The sequence below is a fragment of the Streptococcus henryi DSM 19005 genome (assembly GCF_000376985.1).
Lineage (GTDB): Bacteria > Bacillota > Bacilli > Lactobacillales > Streptococcaceae > Streptococcus > Streptococcus henryi.
The window spans coordinates 29,117-49,080 of record NZ_AQYA01000030.1; the positions used below are offsets into that span (position 1 = coordinate 29,117).

Consider the following 19,964-nt stretch of genomic DNA (forward strand, 5'->3'; position numbering starts at 1 on the left):
CAAATAAGGAGAAAATAAATAATGAAACTTCATGAATTGAAACCAGCAGAAGGTTCACGTAAAGTTCGTAACCGTGTAGGTCGTGGTACTTCATCAGGTAACGGTAAAACTTCTGGTCGTGGTCAAAAAGGTCAAAAAGCTCGTTCAGGCGGCGGTGTTCGTCTTGGTTTTGAAGGTGGACAAACTCCATTGTTCCGTCGTATTCCAAAACGTGGATTCTCAAACATCAACGCTAAAGAATATGCACTTGTTAACCTTGATCAATTGAACGTTTTTGAAGATGGTGCTGAAGTAACTCCAGTTGTTCTTAAAGAAGCTGGAATCGTTCGCGCAGAAAAATCAGGCGTTAAAATTCTTGGTAATGGTGAGTTGACTAAGAAATTGACTGTTAAAGCAGCTAAATTCTCTAAATCTGCAGAGGCAGCTATCGTTGCAAAAGGTGGTTCTGTCGAAGTCATCTAATATGGAGGACTCGAGATGTTCTTTAAACTACTAAAAGATGCTTTAAAAGTGAAACATGTTAGAAATAAAATTTTCTACACATTGTTCATTATTCTCGTATTCCGAATCGGAACTCATATTACAGTTCCAGGAATCAACGTGAAAAGCCTAGAACAACTTAGTGATTTACCATTTCTAAATATGTTGAATTTGGTGTCTGGAAATGCTATGAGAAACTTTTCTGTGTTCTCTATGGGTGTTAGCCCCTACATTACAGCATCAATCATTGTTCAACTTTTACAGATGGATATTTTACCTAAGTTTGTTGAATGGGGTAAACAAGGTGAAGTTGGACGTCGTAAGCTTAATCAGGCAACTCGTTACATTTCACTTGTATTAGCTTTTATTCAATCAATGGGGATTACTGCTGGATTTAATACTTTGTCATCAGTGGCATTGGTACAAACTCCAAATATTAAGACCTATCTATTGATTGGTGCTTTGCTTACAACCGGTAGTATGGTTGTTACATGGCTCGGAGAACAAATTACTGATAAAGGTTTTGGTAATGGTGTATCAATGATTATCTTTGCGGGTATCATTTCATCTATTCCAAGTGCTATTTCAACCGTTTATCAAGACTTCTTTGTTAATGTGCGTTCTACAGACATGTTGTCATCATACATCTATGTTGGTATTCTAATCTTTGCTGTATTGGCCATTGTCTTCTTTACGACATTTGTTCAACAAGCAGAGTATAAAATTCCAATTCAATATACAAAACTTGTTCAAGGTGCTCCAACGAGTTCTTATCTTCCGTTGAAAGTTAATCCAGCCGGCGTTATTCCCGTTATCTTTGCCAGCTCGATTACAACTATTCCAAGTACGATTATTCCATTCTTTCAACACGGAAAAGAGATTCCTTGGTTAACCACTTTGCAAAATTTACTTAACTACCAGACACCAACAGGAATGGTCATTTATGCTATTCTTATTATTCTCTTCTCATTCTTCTATACTTTTGTGCAAGTAAATCCGGAAAAAACAGCTGAAAACTTGCAAAAGAGTTCGTCCTATATTCCAAGAGTTAGACCTGGACGCGAAACTGAAGAGTATATGTCATCGTTATTGAAAAAATTGGCAACGGTTGGTTCAGTATTCCTTGCATTTATTTCCTTAACTCCTATCATGGCACAGCAGGTATTAAATTTATCTTCTAGCATTGCCTTGGGAGGAACAAGTCTTCTTATCTTGATTTCTACAGGAATTGAAGGTATGAAACAACTTGAAGGATATCTCTTGAAGAGACAGTATGTTGGATTTATGAATACAGCAGACTAGGGCAGCTATTGCTCAGAGCTTAACAACACAAAATTGAGGATCGGGGAAATATCCTTGTTCTTCTATTTTGTTTTTAAATCAGTTTAGCAGTTATTTGCTTGACTGATTTAAAAACAAAATAAGGAGACTATCATGAATCTTTTAATCATGGGTTTACCAGGAGCTGGAAAAGGAACTCAAGCAGCTAAAATCGTTGAAAAATTTGGTGTGGCACACATCTCAACAGGCGACATGTTCCGTGCAGCAATGGCTAATCAAACTGAAATGGGTGTTCTTGCTAAATCATATATTGATAAGGGAGAGCTTGTACCTGATGAAGTAACAAACGGTATTGTTAAAGAACGTCTTGCTCAAGCTGATATCGCTGAAAAAGGCTTTTTGCTTGATGGTTACCCACGTACGATTGAACAAGCTTATGCTTTAGATGAAACTCTTGAAAACTTGGGAATTAAGTTGGATGGTGTTATCAATATTGATGTAGATCCATCATGTTTGTTGGAACGTTTAAGTGGTCGTATCATTAATCGTAAGACTGGTGAAACCTTCCATAAAGTCTTTAACCCACCTGTTAAAGATGAAAACTACAATGAAGATGACTATTACCAACGTGAGGATGATAAACCTGAGACAGTTAAACGTCGTTTAGATGTTAATATTGCTCAAGGCCAACCAATTCTTGAACACTATCGTAAAGCTGGTATTGTTTCAGATATCGAAGGTAATCAAGAAATCGATGCAGTTTTTGCTGATGTCGAAAAAGCAATCACAGGATTAAAATAAATAGTATTTTAAGCTTGCGTAAGCTAAGAACTCGTGATATAATAGGCTAGTCTGGCTTATAATTGTTACCTCTGTGCTCAGAGGAAATCAAATCGAAATTTAGGGGGTGCTTTTGCGTGGCAAAAGAAGATGTGATTGAAATTGAAGGTAAAGTTGTTGAGACTATGCCGAATGCAATGTTTACTGTTGAATTGGAAAATGGACACCAAATCTTGGCGACTGTTTCGGGTAAAATCCGTAAAAACTATATCCGTATTTTGGTTGGAGACCGCGTTACTGTTGAAATGAGTCCATATGATTTGACACGTGGACGTATCACATACCGCTTTAAATAATCGAAATAATTGGAGGGATTAAAACATGAAGGTAAGACCATCGGTTAAACCAATTTGCGAATACTGTAAAGTTATTCGTCGTAACGGTCGTGTTATGGTTATTTGTCCAACAAATCCAAAACACAAACAACGTCAAGGATAAGATAGAAAGGAGAAAAAATGGCTCGTATTGCTGGAGTTGATATTCCAAACGATAAACGTGTAGTAATTTCACTTACTTATGTCTACGGTATCGGTCTTCAAACATCTAAAAAAATTCTTGCTGCTGCAGGTATTTCAGAAGATATCCGTGTTAAAGATTTGACATCAGATCAAGAAGACGCTATCCGTCGCGAAGTAGATGCAATCAAAGTTGAAGGTGACCTTCGTCGTGAAGTGAACTTGAACATCAAACGTTTGATGGAAATCGGTTCATACCGTGGTATCCGTCACCGTCGTGGACTTCCTGTCCGTGGACAAAACACTAAAAACAATGCTCGCACTCGTAAAGGTAAAGCTGTTGCGATTGCAGGTAAGAAAAAATAAAATAGGAGGTTAAAAAATTGGCTAAACCAACACGTAAACGTCGTGTGAAAAAGAACATCGAATCTGGTGTTGCTCATATTCACGCTACATTTAATAACACTATTGTTATGATTACAGATGTGCACGGTAACGCTCTTGCTTGGTCATCAGCTGGTGCTCTTGGATTCAAGGGTTCTCGTAAATCTACACCATTTGCTGCACAAATGGCTGCTGAAGCTGCTGCGAAATCTGCACAAGAACATGGTCTTAAAACGGTTGAAGTTACTGTTAAAGGTCCTGGTTCAGGCCGTGAGTCTGCTATTCGTGCTCTTGCTGCCGCTGGTCTTGAAGTAACTGCTATCCGTGACGTTACTCCTGTACCACATAATGGTGCTCGTCCTCCAAAACGTCGTCGTGTGTAATCATTATTGTCAATAGTACACAAGATTCGTTTCGAGGGAGTATATAAATGATTGAGTTTGAAAAACCAATAATAACAAAAATTGATGAAAATAAAGATTACGGCAGATTTGTCATCGAACCACTTGAACGTGGTTATGGTACAACTCTAGGTAACTCTCTTCGTCGTGTACTTTTGTCATCACTTCCAGGTGCTGCAGTAACATCAATTAAGATTGATGGAGTACTCCACGAATTTGATACTATCCCAGGTGTACGTGAAGATGTGATGCAAATCATCCTTAACATTAAGGGTCTTGCTGTAAAATCGTATGTCGAAGACGAAAAAATTATCGAATTAGATGTTGAAGGACCTGCTGAAATTAGCGCTGGTGATATTTTGACAGATAGCGACATCGAAATTGTTAACCCAGATCATTATCTTTTCACTATTGCTGAAGGTCATAGCTTAAAAGCTACAATGGCTGTAAACACTAACCGTGGTTACGTTCCAGCAGAAGGAAACAAAAAAGATGATGCACCTGTTGGTACACTGGCAGTAGATTCTATTTACACACCAGTAAATAAAGTTAATTATCAAGTTGAACCTGCTCGTGTAGGTAGCAATGATGGCTTTGATAAATTGACTATTGAAATCATGACAAATGGCACAATCATTCCTGAAGATGCACTAGGTCTTTCTGCGCGTGTTTTGATTGAACACTTGAATCTCTTTACTGACTTGACAGATGTTGCTAAAGCAACTGATGTAATGAAGGAAGTTGAAAAAGTGAACGATGAGAAAGTGCTTGACCGTACTATCGAGGAACTTGATTTGTCAGTGCGCTCATATAACTGTTTGAAACGTGCAGGTATTAATACTGTACTTGATTTGACAGAAAAAACTGAGCCTGAAATGATGAAAGTCCGTAACCTTGGACGTAAGAGTCTTGAAGAAGTTAAGGTTAAACTTGCTGACCTTGGTCTCGGATTAAAAAACGATAAATAATATAGGAGGACAAAATGGCTTACCGTAAACTAGGACGTACTAGCTCACAACGTAAAGCAATGCTTCGTGATTTGACGACAGATCTTTTGATCAACGAATCAATCGTAACAACTGAAGCTCGTGCTAAAGAAATCCGTAAAACAGTTGAAAAAATGATTACTCTTGGTAAACGTGGTGATCTTCATGCTCGTCGTCAAGCAGCTGCTTACGTACGTAATGAAATCGCATCAGAAAACTATGATGAAGCAACTGATAAATACACATCACAAACTGCTCTTCAAAAACTTTTTGATGAAATCGCACCTCGTTATGCTGAACGTAACGGTGGATACACTCGTATTCTTAAAACAGAACCACGCCGTGGAGATGCTGCTCCAATGGCAATCATCGAATTAGTATAATTTTTATCAATTTTGTTGAGTGTTATGATGATGGGGTGTTTTACCCTTAGTCTAGCTCTGGTCTACCGCCGATTTTTTCGGCGGTAACACTCATCATATTGGTAATGATTAACGCTTGTTTACGAAATGTCTCTATGTCTAGAAACACTTCATAAGCAGGCGTTTTTTGTCGTCTTAAGGCTTCTTTGTCAACTGTAGTGGGGTGACTTATAGCTAAAATCTAGAGAAGACCAGTCTAGTTTGGTCTTCTCTTAAGTAGTTGACTTATTATGCTCAAAAAAATCAAAATCAGACGAGGAAGTGCTAGGGTACGGCAAGTCGAAACTACCGTGTGTCATTTTGATTTTAAAAGAGTATTAGGCTTTGTCTCAATTGAATTGAGGTCTTATTTATGATATTTTAGGTGGTTACTAATTTTTCTTTTACCCTGACTCATCTTCCGCAGTGTAGTCGATTTGTGGATAGTTCTAAGCATGTTAGTCATGACTTGGAAAATGTAGCTTCAGTAGTACTTTTTATGGGACTAAGTCACATCTCTGTCTAATGGGTTAAATTGAAAATTACTTGGATTAGGGTCCAAGTAATTTTTTAATTATTCTATGTAGTAGAATCAGTTAATATATGATTATATTGAATATATTTGATTTTTATTTTTTACGTCTGGCAAAGTCTACAAATTTAAATTTTTCAAGCTTATGGCGGCTCTCTGTGAATTGAAATTGTTGATTGTTTGCTAGGTATACTTTTGATTTGATAGATACGACATGGTGTTCTGGTCCAATGTCTAAGAGGATTTTATCTTGCTCGGTTAGTTGGTCAATTGTGATTTCTTTTTGAGCGTAAGAAATATCAAGATTGAGGTCTTGTTCAAGGTATTTATAGATTGACTGCTCTGCTATTTCTCGGCTAATATTTGGAACTGTTGACTTACAAAGGTAGTCAATATCAAGCACTGAGGCAATTCCATCAACGACTCGCTGTCGTGTGATACGCCAGACTAAGCTATTAGTTTTAAAACCTGTGAGTTGAGATAATTTGTCATCAACGATGATTTTATCAATGCTTATCACGTTTGTCTTTGAATTGATACCAAGTTGATTTATGAGTTCTTGATAACTGGTGAGTTCTGATACTGGAAAATTGATTTGCTCATGTTTTAAGACTTGAGAACCAGAACCGTGGCGTTTTTGGATAAGATTAGCTTCAGATAATAGGGATAAGGCTTTACGAATTGTATCTCGACTTACTTGATAATGTTTGGATAGTTCGTTCTCTGTTGGCAGATAGTCTTCTGGCAGATAGTCACCTCTAAGAATTTGTTCTTCAAGATCTTTAAAAATTTTTTCGTATTTCTTCATAGTTTACTTCTTCTAAAGTTGTTTTTGTTTTATCATACAACTACTTATATTTTACCATATTTTTAAATTATTTTTTGCAAACAACTTGCCTACAAATCAAAAAACGCTTACAATATACTTGTGAATCGCGTCGCTATGACCATTTTACAGTCATCGCTCTTTGCAAGTCAATACTAAGATCTCGTTACAGATAGTAACTAACTAATAAAGTTAAATATTTCTAGATTTGTTTATAAACAAGAAATGTTTAACTCTTGAACTTTTAAGTTTTGATTTTCATAGGGCAAACTAAAAACTTGAGGTCACTCAAGAGAAAAGAAAAGGAGTTCGCTCATGGGAAAATTTGAAAATGAAGCCCGCGAGATGTTAGAAGCTATTGGCGGTAAAGGAAATGTTGCTGCTGTAACGCACTGTGCGACACGTATGCGTTTTGTTTTGAATGATACGGGTAAGGCAGATATTAAGAGGATTGAAAAAATTTCTGCTGTAAAGGGTACTTTTACCAATGCTGGTCAATTCCAGGTTATTATTGGTAATGATGTTCCTATTTTCTACAATGACTTTACTGCTGTATCAGGCATTGAAGGTGTATCTAAAGAAGCTGCCAAATCTGTAGCTAAGTCAAATCAAAATCCAATCCAGCGTGTTATGACTATGTTGGCTGAGATTTTCACACCTATTATTCCAGCTATCATCGTTGGGGGGCTTATTCTAGGTTTTCGTAATATTTTGGAAGGTGTTGGATTTGAGTTCTTAGGTCAAAAAGTGGTTGACGGGGTTAAACAGTTTGATGCTGCTGGAGAACCAGTTTGGAATACTATCACAAATGTATCTACTTTCTGGAATGGGGTGAACCATTTCTTGTGGTTGCCTGGTGAAGCAATCTTCCACTTCTTGCCAGTAGGTATTACTTGGTCTGTAACTCGTAAAATGGGGACTACTCAAATTCTTGGTATTGTTTTGGGGATTTGTCTGGTGTCGCCACAATTGCTCAATGCTTATTCTGTTGCAGGAACATCAGCTGCTGAAATTGCTGAGAATTGGGTTTGGGATTTTGGTTACTTTACTGTTAATCGTATTGGTTATCAAGCTCAAGTTATCCCAGCACTCTTGGCAGGTTTGAGTCTTTCTTATTTGGAAATCTTCTGGCGTAAACGTATTCCAGAAGTGGTATCAATGATTTTCGTTCCATTCTTGTCATTGCTTCCAGCTCTTATCCTTGCTCATACTGTTCTTGGTCCTATTGGTTGGACAATCGGTAAGGGTATCTCATTTGTCGTTCTTGCTGGTTTGACTGGTCCTGTTAAATGGCTCTTCGGTGCTATCTTTGGTGCTTTGTATGCACCACTTGTTATCACTGGTTTGCACCATATGTCAAATGCCATTGATACACAATTGATTGCTGATACAGCAACACATACAACTGGTTTATGGCCAATGATTGCTCTTTCAAATATTGCTCAAGGTTCGGCAGTATTTGCATATTATTTGATGAATCGTAAAAACGAACGTGCTGCCGAGATTTCTCTTCCAGCTGCTATCTCTGCTTATCTTGGTGTCACTGAGCCTGCCCTCTTTGGGGTTAATGTGAAATATGTTTACCCATTTGTTGCAGGGATGATTGGTTCAGGTGTAGCAGGTCTCTTATCTACAACATTTAATGTTCAAGCAAACTCAATCGGTGTTGGTGGTCTTCCTGGGTTTATGGCTATCAATGTTAAATACATGGTGCCATTCTTCCTATGTATGGCTGTAGCTATCATAGTTCCAATGTTCTTGACATTCTTCTTCCGTAAATCTGGTATTTTGACAAAGGCAGAGGATGAAGCTCTTGAAAGTGCTGAGGAATTATCAACTTCTTCAGCTCCAGTAGTTGAAGAAGCAGCATCTGGTTCAAAAGTTGCAATCCTAAGCCCATTAACTGGTAATGCGCGTGAATTGTGTACTGCAAATGATCCAGTATTTGCACAAGGTGTTATGGGACAAGGTGTCCTTATTGATCCGACGGAAGGTGAGTTGGTTTCGCCTGTTGATGGTATTGTGTCTGTTCTATTCCCAACAAAACATGCCGTAGGACTTGTTTCTAGTGATGGTGTGGAATTGTTGATGCATATTGGTATGGATACTGTAAACCTCGAAGGAGAAGGATTTATAGCCCATGTTGCTCAAGGTGACCACGTGAAAGCTGGTGATAAGTTGATTAGCTTTGACATTGCTGCAATTAAAGCCGCAGGCTATGTAGTAGAGACACCAGTAATCGTGACTAATCAAGATACTTACATGCCAACTGATATGATTACTCTTCCAGCAGATGTTAGTCGTGGTAGTCAGTTAATGACAGCTACAAAATTATAATAAATGATAAGCCCAGTAGGAAAAATGAGCTGGGCTTGTTTTCATAAAGTAATGCTTTATAATAGTCTTAGAATAAAAATGAGAAGGAGAGATAATGGCTTTCGACAAGAAAAAAGTAGTTTATCAAATTTATCCAAAGTCTTATAAAGATACAACAGGTAATGGTGTTGGAGACTTGCGTGGAATCATTGAGAAACTTCCATATCTTGAGGAATTAGGAGTAGATGTGATTTGGCTTAATCCTTTTTATCCAAGTCCTCAGCGTGACAACGGTTATGATATTTCAGATTATACTGCTATCAATTCGCTATTTGGAACCATGGCAGATTTTGAAGAACTTGTTGCCGTAGCTAAAAGTCATGGCATTGATTTGATGCTAGATATGGTTCTTAATCACTGTTCTATTGAACATGAGTGGTTTCAAAAAGCTTTAGCAGGAGATAAGTTCTATCAAGACTTCTTTATCTTGCGTGATGAACCGACTGACTGGCTTTCTAAATTTGGTGGAAATGCTTGGGCTCCTTTTGGGGATACTGGTAAATATTTCCTACATCTTTACGATAAAACTCAGGCAGATTTGAATTGGCGTAATCCTCATGTACGCGAAGAACTTTTCAAAGTGGTTAATTTCTGGCGTAATAAGGGGGTCAATAGCTTCCGCTTCGATGTTATCAACGTTATTGGTAAAGATGAGGTCTTGGAAGACTGTCCTGTTGATGATGGCAAACCAGCCTACACAGATAAACCAATTACTCATGACTACCTTAAGATGCTCAATGCAGCAACTTTTGGTCAAGATCAAGTCAGCATGACTGTTGGGGAAATGAGTTCGACAACTATTGAGAATTGTATTGGCTACAGTAATCCAGATAATCATGAGTTGTCTATGGTCTTCAATTTCCACCATCTTAAGGTTGATTATGACAATGGTCAAAAATGGACCCGCAAGGCTTTTGATTTTGAAGAGCTCAAGAATCTCTTTCATACTTGGGGTGAGGAAATGAGCCTAGGTAATGGCTGGAATGCTCTTTTCTGGAATAATCATGATCAGCCACGTGCCCTTAACCGTTTTGTGGACATCGAGAATTTCCGTAATGAAGGGGCTACAATGTTAGCTGCCAGCATTCATTTGTCACGTGGAACACCTTACATCTACATGGGTGAAGAGATTGGGATGATTGATCCTGATTATGATTCAATGGCAGATTATGTGGATGTGGAGTCCATTAATGCTTACGATGAGTTGCTTGCAGCAGGCAAGTCGCCTGAGGAAAGCTTTGCTATTATCCAAGCAAAATCACGCGATAACTCACGGACACCAATGCAGTGGGATGACAGTCTCAATGCAGGTTTCTCAACAGGGACACCATGGCTAAAGGCGGGTAAATCTTATCAAGAGATTAATGTAGCCAATGAAAAAGAGGGACCAATCTTTACTTTTTATCAAAAATTGATTGCTCTTCGTAAGGAAACTCCAATTGTTGCTGAAGGATCTTATAAGGTGGCCTATAAGGATAGTGATAAGGTTTATGCCTTTGAGCGTGAGCTGAATGGGCAAAAACTCTTGGTGCTGAATAATTTCTTTGGCCAAGAAGTTGAGCTTGATTTGCTTGCTGGATATGAAGCTGGGCAAGTCTTGATTAGCAACTATGATGCTCCTGAGTTGGCACAAAAAATTCGCTTGATGCCATACCAAACATTAGCAATTTTAGTTGATTAATAGATAACAAGCTGAAACCCTGTGTTTTGGCTTGCTTTAATTTTCACAGACTGTGCTATAATGGAATCATATCTTTCAAAGAAGTGAGTCGTTATGAAAATTAATCAATTGTTTCCGGAGGGTCTGGTACGGGAAGAGCGAAATCTGGAGCTAACCTCAGAATACCTAGAATTAACCTTGAATGGGTCTTATCTTTACCTTCCAAAAGAGAGCTTATCTGAGCGTGAGCTCTTGCTTTCAGGCCTGTCTACAGAGGTTTTGGAAATAGCAGAGCAGGCAGAAAAAAATGTCTGGCAAACTTATCTTGTTCAAAAGAAAGGACATGCCCCTCAGCTCTTTGACAAGGTTCAGTTTATTTATGTAGACCATCTCTTGCCTCTATCCAAAGACTTAAAGGATTTTTTTGCTAGTCTTTTAGTTAATCTTGAAGCTATTGTTGAAGTCTCATCAACACGAACAGTTCTCTTGCTTAATCAGGATATGTCCTTTGATGCTCAAGATTTGATCAAAGATATTTTGCCTACTATTGAGAATGACTTTGATATGAAGTTAACGATTTTCTTTGGTAATAGCTGGGCTAAGCTCAAGGATGATGAATTACCTGCTTATTTTGATAGTGAGAATAGGCTGTTCTCAGATGTTATTAATTATAAGGCGGTTGATAATACGTTTGCTTTTTCTCAGGTTCTGCTCTGGGGAATGGCAAGGCAGAGCGACCTCACTTTGGTGAAGAATAAGATGCTTTCTTATATCAATGATACCAAGGATATTCGAGATATTGTCATAGCCATGTGGGAAGAACATGGCAATCTTGTGCAGACTGCTCAGAAGCTCTTTATCCACCGTAATTCCTTGCAATATAAGTTGGATAAGTTTTTAGCCCTCTCAGGCTTAAATTTAAAGAAATTGGATGATTTGGCTTTTTGCTATCTTTTGATTTTGACAGAATGATTTTTTGGAGATAGATTGAAGAGTTTTTCTAGTTTTGATTGGTCAGTTGAGATAATTGTGTCATTTTGGTCACCTTGCACAATTTTTTTTGGCAGGGCTGCCTATATCGTGAAAACGCTATCTTTGATACAATGAAACCATCAAATAAGAAAAGAAGCTCTGCTATTTTCCAAAAGAAAAAGTGTGGAGCCAAAAATAAAGGAGCCGATCATGGTTGAATTAAATCTAAATCACATTTTCAAAAAATATCCAAATGCAACTCACTACGCTGTTGAAGACTTCAACTTGGATATCAAAGACAAAGAATTTATCGTTTTCGTAGGTCCTTCAGGTTGTGGTAAATCAACGACTCTTCGTATGGTAGCTGGTCTTGAAGATATCACTGAGGGTGAACTCAAGATTGATGGTGAAGTTGTTAATGATAAAGCACCAAAAGATCGTGATATCGCCATGGTTTTCCAAAACTACGCCCTCTATCCTCACATGACTGTTTATGATAACATGGCCTTTGGTCTTAAATTGCGTAAATACTCTAAAGATGATATTGATAAACGTGTTAAAGAAGCTGCTCAAATTCTTGGTTTGACTGAATTCTTGCAACGTAAACCAGCTGATCTTTCTGGTGGTCAACGTCAACGTGTTGCCATGGGTCGTGCTATTGTCCGTGATGCAAAAGTATTCTTGATGGATGAGCCTTTGTCAAACTTGGATGCTAAATTGCGCGTGTCAATGCGTTCTGAAATTGCTAAGATTCACCGTCGTATCGGATCAACAACTATCTACGTTACTCACGACCAAACAGAAGCTATGACGCTTGCAGACCGTATCGTTATCATGTCTTCAACTAAAAACCCTGATGGTTCAGGAACTATTGGACGTGTAGAACAAATTGGTACTCCACAAGAGCTCTATAACCAACCTGCTAATAAATTTGTTGCCGGCTTTATCGGAAGTCCAGCTATGAACTTCTTTAACATGACTGTTGAAAAAGATCGTCTTGTTAGCGATCAAGGTTTCAGCTTGGCTCTTCCTGGTGGACAAGCTAAGGTTCTTGAAGCACAAGGTTACATCGGTAAAAAAGTTATCTTTGGTATTCGTCCTGAAGACATCTCAAGCAATCCAGTTGTTCGAGAAACATATCCAGATGCAACTGTAACAGCTGAAGTTATGGTGTCTGAATTGCTTGGTTCTGAAACTATGCTCTATGTAAAAGCTGGTAACGCGGAATTTGCTTCTCGAGTAGATGCGCGTGACTATCATAATCCAGGTGAAAAAGTATCTCTCACTTTCAATGTGGCAAAAGGACACTTCTTCGATGCTGAAAGTGAAAAAGCTATTCGCTAAGTTCTCCTAAAGAATGGAATCCTCAAGTTTTTTGAGGATTTTCTTTTGAAAAGATGTGCAATCGATTGCATAACAAAAAAGAGAATCTTATTTCTAAATTTATGGTCGACTGAATTAGCATTCAGATAAGGAGCGGAGGTGCAAACATCTCCAATGCTCCGGGATAGATTCTTGGAGTTTTGAATTTAAAGAAATATCTTTCTCTCAACAGGGGTATAGCAAGCCGAGAGTGACGATGGATCAAAGATAATTCAAATGATTACATCTTTCGATTTGTCTGAGGTTCAGTGTATTTTGTAAAGAAAGAAGGAACATCATAATGGAAAAACAGTGGTGGCACAGTGCTACAATTTATCAAATTTATCCAAAATCCTTTATGGATTCAAATGGTGACGGTATTGGAGATTTGAAGGGAATTACTAGCAGGTTGGATTATCTTCAAAAACTTGGAATAACAGCAATCTGGTTATCTCCTGTTTATAAGAGTCCTATGGATGACAATGGCTATGATATCTCTGATTATCAGGATATCGCTGATATTTTTGGTGATATGGCAGATATGGAGGAACTGTTAGCTCAAGCAGAAGAACACAATATCAAAATTATCATGGATTTAGTGGTCAATCATACTTCTGACGAGCACGCTTGGTTTGTTGAAGCGCGTGAGAATCCTGATAGCCCTGAGAGAGACTACTATATCTGGCGAGACCAGCCAAATGACTTAGTTTCTGTCTTTGGTGGTTCTGCTTGGCAGTATGATGACAAGTCTGGCCAGTACTATCTCCACTTTTTTAGCAGGAAGCAACCAGATTTGAACTGGGAAAATGCGGAGCTGCGTCAGAAGATTTATGACATGATGAATTGGTGGATTGATAAGGGGGTTGCTGGCTTCCGCATGGATGTCATAGACCTTATTGGTAAGATTCCGGATCAAAAAATCAAGGAGAATGGTCCAAAACTACATGACTACATCAAAGAAATGCACCAGGCTACTCTTGCAGGCAAGGACTTACTGACTGTTGGTGAGACTTGGGGAGCAACGCCAGAAATTGCCAAACAGTACTCTAGTCCTGCTGAAAAAGAACTCTCCATGGTCTTCCAATTTGAACATATTGGACTTCAGCACAAGCCTGATGCTCCTAAATGGGATTATATTAAAGAATTAGATGTGTCCGCACTCAAGGAAATCTTTAACAAATGGCAGACAGAACTGGAGTTGGGTCAGGGTTGGAACTCTCTTTTCTGGAATAACCATGACCTGCCACGTGTCCTCTCAATCTGGGGAGATACAGGCCTTTACCGCCAAAAATCAGCCAAAGCGCTAGCCATTGCCCTCCACCTCATGAGGGGCACTCCCTATATCTACCAGGGTGAGGAAATCGGCATGACCAACTATCCTTTTGAGGACCTGAGTCAGCTTAATGATATCGAATCCCTTAACTATGCCCATGAAGCTATGGAAAATGGCAGAGCTCAAGAGCAGGTTATGGACAGTATTCGAATGATTGGCCGTGATAACGCTAGAACCCCTATGCAATGGGATGCTGACGCTAATGCTGGCTTCTCCAGCAGCACTCAGACCTGGCTCCCAGTCAATCCAAACCATGCTGATATTAATGTTGAAGCTGCGCTGGCTGACCCAGATTCTATCTTCTACACCTATCAGAAACTCATTCAGCTGCGCAAGGACAATGACTGGCTGGTTGATGCAGGTTTTGAACTCTTGGATACAGCTGACAAAGTTTTCGCCTATAAACGTGACAACTATCTGATTGTTGTTAATCTGTCAGGTGAAGAACAAGCTTTAGATTTTGCTGGTGACTATAAGGAAATTATAATTAGCAATACTGATGTTGAAGCAATCTTTGCTTCAGGAAAATTGGAAGCTTGGGACGCCTTCTGTGTGAAGGTGGAGTGATATTCTTGTAACTTTTGACATTACCATCTTTCAGTTGAATCGTCTTTGCAAAAGTGGTACAATGTCGTTACAATAAGGAGGGCGATCATGGCTAAAACAGGAACTTTAAATTTAAGAGTAGATGATAATGTGAAACGTGCGGCAGATGATATTTTAAAACGTTTGGGTATCCCTATGTCAACTGCTATTGATATGTTTTTGAATCAGGTTATTATGACAGGTGGGATTCCTTTTGATGTTTCTCTACCTGAGGCACCACGAGATGTTAATGCTGATTTCATGACGAAAGATGAATATTTTGATAAACTTATTTCTAGTTTTGAAGATGCTAAATCTGGGAATCGCCAAGAATTGAAAGAGTTTTTATCGAGCTTTAAGGTAAGTGAGTGATGAAAGAATATAAGGTAAGTATCTCTGATGGGACCAAAAAAGATTTATTAGACATTTATAATTATATTCATAATGAACTTTGTGCCCCCGTAGCAGCAGAAAGTCTAATGGAAAGTTTATCTAAAGCTATGCTATCTTTAACTATTTTTCCAGAACGTTGTTCAGTCATAGAAGCACTTTTAAATCGTGGATATACCTTTAGACAATTAATTGTAAAAAAATATCGTATCATCTACCATGTTATCGGTAATGAAGCGATAATCGTAAGTATTGTTTACGGTTCACGTCACTTGGATAATTGGTAAAATATTTGGCACCTTGCTTAGTAGCGAGGTGCTATTTTGTGCTTAAAAAGTTAGGATTTTAGCTTATACTCAAAGAAAATCAAAATCAGACAAGGCAAGCTGACAAAGGCATACCTGGAGGTAGGCAAGGAGGCTTAACGATGTATCATTTTGATTTTCAAAGAGTATTAACTGCAGTAGTGTCATTCAATAGTTAAGCTATAGTTGGTTTTAAAAGTATAAATAAAAAGATTAGTACAGAAAAATTGTACTAATCTTTTGGGAAAGCTTGGGATGCCTTTTGTGTGAAACGAAACTAGTTTTCCAATATTTTTATAACTTAAAAAGTGAGCAGAAAAAGAAATCTGCTCACTTTTAAAATTGTTTGAGAATCGGATGGATAATGAACCTTATAAACTTACTTATTGGAAGCTCTAATGATTTTTGTATAGCTACTATATGATTCCAATTTATTATCTGAAAGTATTGAATCAGTGATTATTTTATCAAATTTATTGGTGTCATAAAAAACATAAAAATCATAGGCATCAAATTTTTGGTGATCGACTAAAAGGATTTTCTCTAGAGATTGATCCAAAGCAAGCTGTTGAATAATTCCTTCAGACTCACTATAGGTTGCGACTGAATTTTTAAAGATACCATTTGCACTAATAAATGCTTTTGAAAATTTCAAGGATTTTATATTTGAACTAGCTAATGTTCCAACAAAAGCACCGGTGATAGGACGATATTCTCCACCGATTAATAGTAAATCAATATTTGTACAATCTTTTAAAATATTGAATACAGGGAGACTGTTGGTAACAATCCTTAGGCTTTTATATCGTAACTCTTTTGCAAAATACTCTAGAGTAGTCCCAGGGCCAATAAAAATAGTTTCTCCATCTTGTATTGTTTTTGATGCAAGAGAGGCTATCTCTCTTTTTTCGGGTACCTGTTGTGATAATTTCTCAGTATTTGATTTTTCTTCAACATTTAAAGTATCAACGCTTTGGGCACCTCCGTGTATACGAATAAGTAGGTGCTCTTTTTCAAGTTCAGTTAAATCCCGACGAACAGTCATGTCAGAAACGTTTAATTCTTCAATAATTTCATTTACTGTAATAATTTTTTGGTATTTAAGGCGATTTAGAATCCAATTCAACCGTTCTTTCTTTATCATGACTTACTCCCTTGATAGCTTATGATGCTATTATAACATAAAACAAACAAATAGCACTGAATTTAAACAAAAAACGCACATTAATATGGGATATTTACCAAAAACTAACGTATGTTAAGGTTGGTTTTTTAAAAAATGCACAAAATAAACATTTTTAAACAAAAATAACTTGACAAAGTGTTTGTTTAGGTTTAGTCTTTTATCAAAGACAAACAAATATAAACAAGGAGACTTTTATGGCTATTGTTATTGGTGCAGATGCACAGGGAAGTAAACTCAAAGAAATCATCAAAGATTATCTTCTGGAAAACGATTATGATGTCGTGGATGTAACTGACACAAGCAAAGATTTTGTGGATATTACATTAGCGGTTGCCGATGCAGTTAATGCATCAGAAGGAAATCTCGGTATTGTAATCGATGCTTACGGCGCAGGACCTTTCATGGTGGCAACCAAACTCAAAGGTATGGTAGCGGCAGAGGTTTCAGACGAGCGGTCAGCTTACATGACCCGCGCTCACAACAACTCACGCACGATTACAGTTGGTTCTGAAATCGTCGGAGTTGAAGTTGCCAAGAATATTGTCAAAGGATTTGTGACTGCTGATTATGATGCTGGCCGTCACCAAATTCGTGTCGATATGCTAAATAAAATGTGCTAAGAAAAGATGAGAGGAAGATAAGATGAAAGTTGCTATCGGATGTGACCACATCGTAACAAATGAAAAAATGGCTGTTGTAGATTACTTAAAGGGTCAAGGGCATGAAGTTCTTGATTGCGGAACCTATGACCATGTGAGAACGCATTATCCTATCTACGGAAAAAGGGTTGGTGAAGCAGTTGCCAGTGGTCAAGTTGACCTCGGTGTTTGTATCTGCGGAACAGGCGTAGGCATTAACAATGCTGTCAACAAAGTGCCAGGCATTCGCTCAGCCCTTGTCCGCGACATGACAAGTGCTGTCTATGCTAAAGAAGAACTAAATGCCAATGTGATTGGTTTTGGTGGCAAAATCACAGGTGAGTTGCTCATGTGTGATATCATTGATGCCTTCATAGCAGCTGAGTATAAACCAACAGCAGAAAATGAAAAATTGATTGCTAAAATCACTCAAGTTGAAAGTGTAAACGAAAATCAAACCGATCAAAACTTCTTCGATGAATTCCTTGAAAAATGGGATCGTGGAGAATACCACGACTAAATCTTGAAGCTTAAGGAGAAGAAAGATGATTCTTACAGTAACGATGAACCCTTCGGTTGACATCTCTTACCCCTTGGATGCCTTGAAGCTCGATACGGTTAACCGCGTCTCGACGGTTAGTAAAACACCAGGTGGTAAGGGGTTGAATGTGACCCGCGTACTCTCAGAGGTTGGGGAAGATGTTGTTGCTACTGGCTTGGTAGGCGGAAAGCTTGGCGATTTCATCAAAGAAAAATTGGATCAAGCCAAGATTGGTAACCAATTCTTTGATATCCGTGGAGACACGCGCAACTGCATTGCTATCCTACATGAAGGTTTACAAACAGAAATCTTAGAAGCTGGGCCTAGCATAGCCCCTGATGAGGCGACGGCCTTCCTTCAGCATTTTAAGGAACTGAGCAAAGACTTTGATGTTATTGCTATTTCGGGTAGCTTACCCGCCGGCTTACCATCAGATTATTACGCTACAGTGATAAGCTTAGCCAATGCTAACCAGACAAAAGTTGTCTTGGATTGTTCAGGCCAGGCCTTACAGGATGTCCTAGACCAATCTGAAAAACCATTCGTCATCAAACCCAATACTGAAGAACTCGCTCAATTAGTGGGACGAGAGGTGACGGATGACATCGAGGATTTAAAGGCGACTTTAAACCAAGATTTATTTGATGGTATTGAGTGGATTATTGTATCCCTAGGTGCTAAAGGTGCCTTTGCCAAGCATGGAGATAAGTTTTATCGAGTGCGTATCCCTAAGATTGAGGTCGTCAATCCTGTAGGCTCAGGGGACTCCACTGTGGCAGGCATTGCATCAGCCTTGGTTCAAGGTTTCTCCGATGCTGATTTGCTCAAGCGAGCCAATGTTCTAGGTATGTTAAATGCTCAAGAAGAAATGACGGGGCATGTCAATATGTCAAGCTACGAAACGTTATTCAATCAAATCCAAGTAGAAGAGGTATAAAAACAAATGGTACTAACACAAGCAAAACAAAGTTATCTTGAAAAACTTAGTCGCAATGGCGTTATTTCAGCCTTGGCCTTTGACCAACGCGGTGCTCTCAAACGCATGATGGCACAATATCAAACCGAAGAACCAACAGTTGAGCAAATTGAACAATTGAAAGTTCTCGTCTCTGAAGAATTGACAAAGTACGCTTCATCAATCTTGCTCGACCCAGAATATGGATTGCCAGCAAGTAAAGTTCGCGATCAAGAAGCAGGGCTTCTCTTAGCCTATGAAAAGACTGGATACGATGCGACAACAACTAGTCGCTTGCCAGATTGCTTGGTTGAGTGGTCTGCCAAACGGCTAAAAGAAGAAGGAGCAGATGCCGTTAAGTTCTTGCTCTATTACGATGTGGATGGAGATGACTATGTTAACCTCCAGAAAAAAGCTTATATCGAACGTATCGGTTCAGAATGTAAAGCAGAAGATATTCCTTTCTTCCTTGAAATTTTAACTTACGATGAGAATATCGCTGACAATGGTAGCGTGGAATTTGCCAAGGTCAAAGCTCATAAAGTCAATGAAGCCATGAAAGTTTTCTCAGATGAACGCTTTGGCATCGATGTCCTCAAAGTTGAAGTGCCAGTTAATATGAAATATGTTGAAGGTTTTGCTGAGGGTGAGGTTGTGTACACAAAAGAAGAAGCAGCACAAGCCTTCCGTGACCAAGAAGCAGCTAGTCACTTGCCATACATCTACCTCAGTGCAGGTGTTTCTGCCAAACTCTTCCAAGACACTCTAGTCTTTGCAGCAGAGTCTGGTGCGAAATTTAATGGTGTCCTCTGTGGACGTGCTACTTGGGCTGGTTCTGTCAAAGTTTATATTGAAGAAGGTGAAGAAGCAGCGCGCAACTGGCTTCGTACAGAAGGCTTCAAGAACATCAATGAGCTCAATAAAGTCTTGGAAAAAACAGCAAGCTCATGGTAGGAAGAAATTTGAATTATAAAACATAAAAGGTTAAAATGTTTGATTTTTTAAAAATGTTTAAAATAAACAAAAAAACATAAAGAAAGGGTTTACATTTTAAAATAACGTGTTATAATGAAAA

At 38.5% G+C, this 19,964-nt stretch carries 22 protein-coding genes; 20 read left to right on the plus strand and 2 right to left on the minus strand.

Annotation, left to right across the window (positions count from 1 at the left end; genetic code table 11):
* Window positions 1-21: 21 nt before the first annotated feature.
* From rplO to rplQ, 9 genes are all read left to right on the plus strand, one after another.
* On the plus strand, window positions 22-462 hold the full coding sequence (gene rplO / locus F601_RS0104775; RefSeq protein ID WP_018164529.1) for a 50S ribosomal protein L15: 441 nt from the start codon (window positions 22-24) through the stop codon (window positions 460-462).
* 15 nt (window positions 463-477) lie between these two features.
* Window positions 478-1,782: a preprotein translocase subunit SecY gene (secY, locus tag F601_RS0104780; RefSeq protein WP_018164530.1), complete on the plus strand. Its 1,305-nt coding sequence runs from the start codon at window positions 478-480 to the stop codon at window positions 1,780-1,782.
* Between the two features lie 132 nt (window positions 1,783-1,914).
* Complete coding sequence (locus F601_RS0104785; RefSeq protein WP_018164531.1) at window positions 1,915-2,562, plus strand: adenylate kinase; 648 nt, start codon at window positions 1,915-1,917, stop codon at window positions 2,560-2,562.
* Between the two features lie 116 nt (window positions 2,563-2,678).
* Window positions 2,679-2,897: a translation initiation factor IF-1 gene (gene infA / locus F601_RS0104790; RefSeq protein WP_001040189.1), complete on the plus strand. Its 219-nt coding sequence runs from the start codon at window positions 2,679-2,681 to the stop codon at window positions 2,895-2,897.
* A 25-nt stretch (window positions 2,898-2,922) separates the two neighbouring features.
* Window positions 2,923-3,039 (plus strand): 50S ribosomal protein L36, encoded by a 117-nt coding sequence (rpmJ, locus tag F601_RS12880; RefSeq protein ID WP_000868345.1) that lies wholly within the window; start codon window positions 2,923-2,925, stop codon window positions 3,037-3,039.
* Between the two features lie 17 nt (window positions 3,040-3,056).
* A complete protein-coding gene (rpsM, locus tag F601_RS0104795; protein ID WP_018164532.1) occupies window positions 3,057-3,422 on the plus strand; it encodes a 30S ribosomal protein S13 in 366 nt (121 codons plus the stop codon).
* Between the two features lie 17 nt (window positions 3,423-3,439).
* Complete coding sequence (gene rpsK / locus F601_RS0104800; RefSeq protein ID WP_001118387.1) at window positions 3,440-3,823, plus strand: 30S ribosomal protein S11; 384 nt, start codon at window positions 3,440-3,442, stop codon at window positions 3,821-3,823.
* A gap of 47 nt (window positions 3,824-3,870) precedes the next feature.
* Window positions 3,871-4,809: a DNA-directed RNA polymerase subunit alpha gene (locus F601_RS0104805; protein ID WP_018164533.1), complete on the plus strand. Its 939-nt coding sequence runs from the start codon at window positions 3,871-3,873 to the stop codon at window positions 4,807-4,809.
* Between the two features lie 14 nt (window positions 4,810-4,823).
* On the plus strand, window positions 4,824-5,210 hold the full coding sequence (rplQ, locus tag F601_RS0104810; protein WP_018164534.1) for a 50S ribosomal protein L17: 387 nt from the start codon (window positions 4,824-4,826) through the stop codon (window positions 5,208-5,210).
* A 647-nt stretch (window positions 5,211-5,857) separates the two neighbouring features.
* Here the strand turns inward: rplQ and treR are convergent.
* Window positions 5,858-6,568, minus strand: a complete 711-nt coding sequence (gene treR, locus F601_RS0104815; RefSeq protein ID WP_018164535.1) for a trehalose operon repressor — start codon at window positions 6,566-6,568, stop codon at window positions 5,858-5,860.
* 333 nt (window positions 6,569-6,901) lie between these two features.
* Between treR and treP the strand changes: the two genes are divergently transcribed.
* From treP to F601_RS0104850, 7 genes are all read left to right on the plus strand, one after another.
* Entirely contained in the window at window positions 6,902-8,923 is a 2,022-nt protein-coding gene (treP, locus tag F601_RS0104820) for a PTS system trehalose-specific EIIBC component (protein ID WP_018164536.1), read from the plus strand.
* Between the two features lie 94 nt (window positions 8,924-9,017).
* Window positions 9,018-10,643 carry an alpha,alpha-phosphotrehalase gene (treC, locus tag F601_RS0104825; RefSeq protein ID WP_018164537.1) on the plus strand — a complete coding sequence of 542 codons (1,626 nt, stop codon included), beginning with the start codon at window positions 9,018-9,020 and terminating at the stop codon, window positions 10,641-10,643.
* A gap of 93 nt (window positions 10,644-10,736) precedes the next feature.
* Window positions 10,737-11,594, plus strand: a complete 858-nt coding sequence (locus F601_RS0104830) for a helix-turn-helix domain-containing protein (RefSeq protein ID WP_018164538.1) — start codon at window positions 10,737-10,739, stop codon at window positions 11,592-11,594.
* A gap of 210 nt (window positions 11,595-11,804) precedes the next feature.
* Window positions 11,805-12,938, plus strand: coding sequence for an ABC transporter ATP-binding protein (locus F601_RS0104835; protein ID WP_018164539.1), 1,134 nt, complete (start codon window positions 11,805-11,807; stop codon window positions 12,936-12,938).
* A 319-nt stretch (window positions 12,939-13,257) separates the two neighbouring features.
* Complete coding sequence (gene dexB / locus F601_RS0104840; RefSeq protein WP_018164540.1) at window positions 13,258-14,856, plus strand: glucan 1,6-alpha-glucosidase DexB; 1,599 nt, start codon at window positions 13,258-13,260, stop codon at window positions 14,854-14,856.
* Between the two features lie 87 nt (window positions 14,857-14,943).
* Window positions 14,944-15,246: a type II toxin-antitoxin system RelB/DinJ family antitoxin gene (locus F601_RS0104845; RefSeq protein WP_018164541.1), complete on the plus strand. Its 303-nt coding sequence runs from the start codon at window positions 14,944-14,946 to the stop codon at window positions 15,244-15,246.
* Window positions 15,246-15,551, plus strand: coding sequence for a type II toxin-antitoxin system RelE/ParE family toxin (locus tag F601_RS0104850; RefSeq protein ID WP_018164542.1), 306 nt, complete (start codon window positions 15,246-15,248; stop codon window positions 15,549-15,551). The genes F601_RS0104845 and F601_RS0104850 overlap by 1 nt, the downstream gene beginning before the upstream one ends.
* A gap of 397 nt (window positions 15,552-15,948) precedes the next feature.
* Here the strand turns inward: F601_RS0104850 and F601_RS0104855 are convergent, their stop codons facing one another.
* Entirely contained in the window at window positions 15,949-16,713 is a 765-nt protein-coding gene (locus tag F601_RS0104855) for a DeoR/GlpR family DNA-binding transcription regulator (RefSeq protein ID WP_018164543.1), read from the minus strand.
* 236 nt (window positions 16,714-16,949) lie between these two features.
* Between F601_RS0104855 and lacA the strand changes: the two genes are divergently transcribed.
* The 4 genes from lacA to lacD are packed head-to-tail and all read left to right on the plus strand — an operon-like array spanning window position 16,950 to window position 19,843.
* Entirely contained in the window at window positions 16,950-17,375 is a 426-nt protein-coding gene (gene lacA / locus F601_RS0104860) for a galactose-6-phosphate isomerase subunit LacA (RefSeq protein ID WP_018164544.1), read from the plus strand.
* Window positions 17,376-17,397: 22 nt separating this feature from the next.
* The gene (lacB, locus tag F601_RS0104865; RefSeq protein WP_018164545.1) at window positions 17,398-17,913 is read left to right on the plus strand and encodes a galactose-6-phosphate isomerase subunit LacB; all 516 of its coding nucleotides are present in this window, start codon (window positions 17,398-17,400) and stop codon (window positions 17,911-17,913) included.
* A gap of 25 nt (window positions 17,914-17,938) precedes the next feature.
* A complete protein-coding gene (locus tag F601_RS0104870) occupies window positions 17,939-18,871 on the plus strand; it encodes a tagatose-6-phosphate kinase (RefSeq protein WP_018164546.1) in 933 nt (310 codons plus the stop codon).
* Window positions 18,872-18,877: 6 nt separating this feature from the next.
* A complete protein-coding gene (lacD, locus tag F601_RS0104875; RefSeq protein ID WP_018164547.1) occupies window positions 18,878-19,843 on the plus strand; it encodes a tagatose-bisphosphate aldolase in 966 nt (321 codons plus the stop codon).
* Window positions 19,844-19,964 lie beyond the last annotated feature (121 nt).

Bases quoted from the DNA above. Each gene is read 5' to 3' on its own strand.
- rplO (WP_018164529.1), top strand. From the start codon at position 22: ATGAAACTTCATGAATTGAAACCAGCAGAAGGTTCACGTAAAGTTCGT.
- secY (WP_018164530.1), top strand. From the start codon at position 478: ATGTTCTTTAAACTACTAAAAGATGCTTTAAAAGTGAAACATGTTAGA.
- F601_RS0104785 (WP_018164531.1), top strand. From the start codon at position 1,915: ATGAATCTTTTAATCATGGGTTTACCAGGAGCTGGAAAAGGAACTCAA.
- rpmJ (WP_000868345.1), top strand. From the start codon at position 2,923: ATGAAGGTAAGACCATCGGTTAAACCAATTTGCGAATACTGTAAAGTT.
- rpsM (WP_018164532.1), top strand. From the start codon at position 3,057: ATGGCTCGTATTGCTGGAGTTGATATTCCAAACGATAAACGTGTAGTA.
- F601_RS0104805 (WP_018164533.1), top strand. From the start codon at position 3,871: ATGATTGAGTTTGAAAAACCAATAATAACAAAAATTGATGAAAATAAA.
- rplQ (WP_018164534.1), top strand. From the start codon at position 4,824: ATGGCTTACCGTAAACTAGGACGTACTAGCTCACAACGTAAAGCAATG.
- treR (WP_018164535.1), bottom strand. From the start codon at position 6,568: ATGAAGAAATACGAAAAAATTTTTAAAGATCTTGAAGAACAAATTCTT.
- treP (WP_018164536.1), top strand. From the start codon at position 6,902: ATGGGAAAATTTGAAAATGAAGCCCGCGAGATGTTAGAAGCTATTGGC.
- treC (WP_018164537.1), top strand. From the start codon at position 9,018: ATGGCTTTCGACAAGAAAAAAGTAGTTTATCAAATTTATCCAAAGTCT.
- F601_RS0104830 (WP_018164538.1), top strand. From the start codon at position 10,737: ATGAAAATTAATCAATTGTTTCCGGAGGGTCTGGTACGGGAAGAGCGA.
- F601_RS0104835 (WP_018164539.1), top strand. From the start codon at position 11,805: ATGGTTGAATTAAATCTAAATCACATTTTCAAAAAATATCCAAATGCA.
- dexB (WP_018164540.1), top strand. From the start codon at position 13,258: ATGGAAAAACAGTGGTGGCACAGTGCTACAATTTATCAAATTTATCCA.
- F601_RS0104845 (WP_018164541.1), top strand. From the start codon at position 14,944: ATGGCTAAAACAGGAACTTTAAATTTAAGAGTAGATGATAATGTGAAA.
- F601_RS0104850 (WP_018164542.1), top strand. From the start codon at position 15,246: ATGAAAGAATATAAGGTAAGTATCTCTGATGGGACCAAAAAAGATTTA.
- F601_RS0104855 (WP_018164543.1), bottom strand. From the start codon at position 16,713: ATGATAAAGAAAGAACGGTTGAATTGGATTCTAAATCGCCTTAAATAC.
- lacA (WP_018164544.1), top strand. From the start codon at position 16,950: ATGGCTATTGTTATTGGTGCAGATGCACAGGGAAGTAAACTCAAAGAA.
- lacB (WP_018164545.1), top strand. From the start codon at position 17,398: ATGAAAGTTGCTATCGGATGTGACCACATCGTAACAAATGAAAAAATG.
- F601_RS0104870 (WP_018164546.1), top strand. From the start codon at position 17,939: ATGATTCTTACAGTAACGATGAACCCTTCGGTTGACATCTCTTACCCC.
- lacD (WP_018164547.1), top strand. From the start codon at position 18,878: ATGGTACTAACACAAGCAAAACAAAGTTATCTTGAAAAACTTAGTCGC.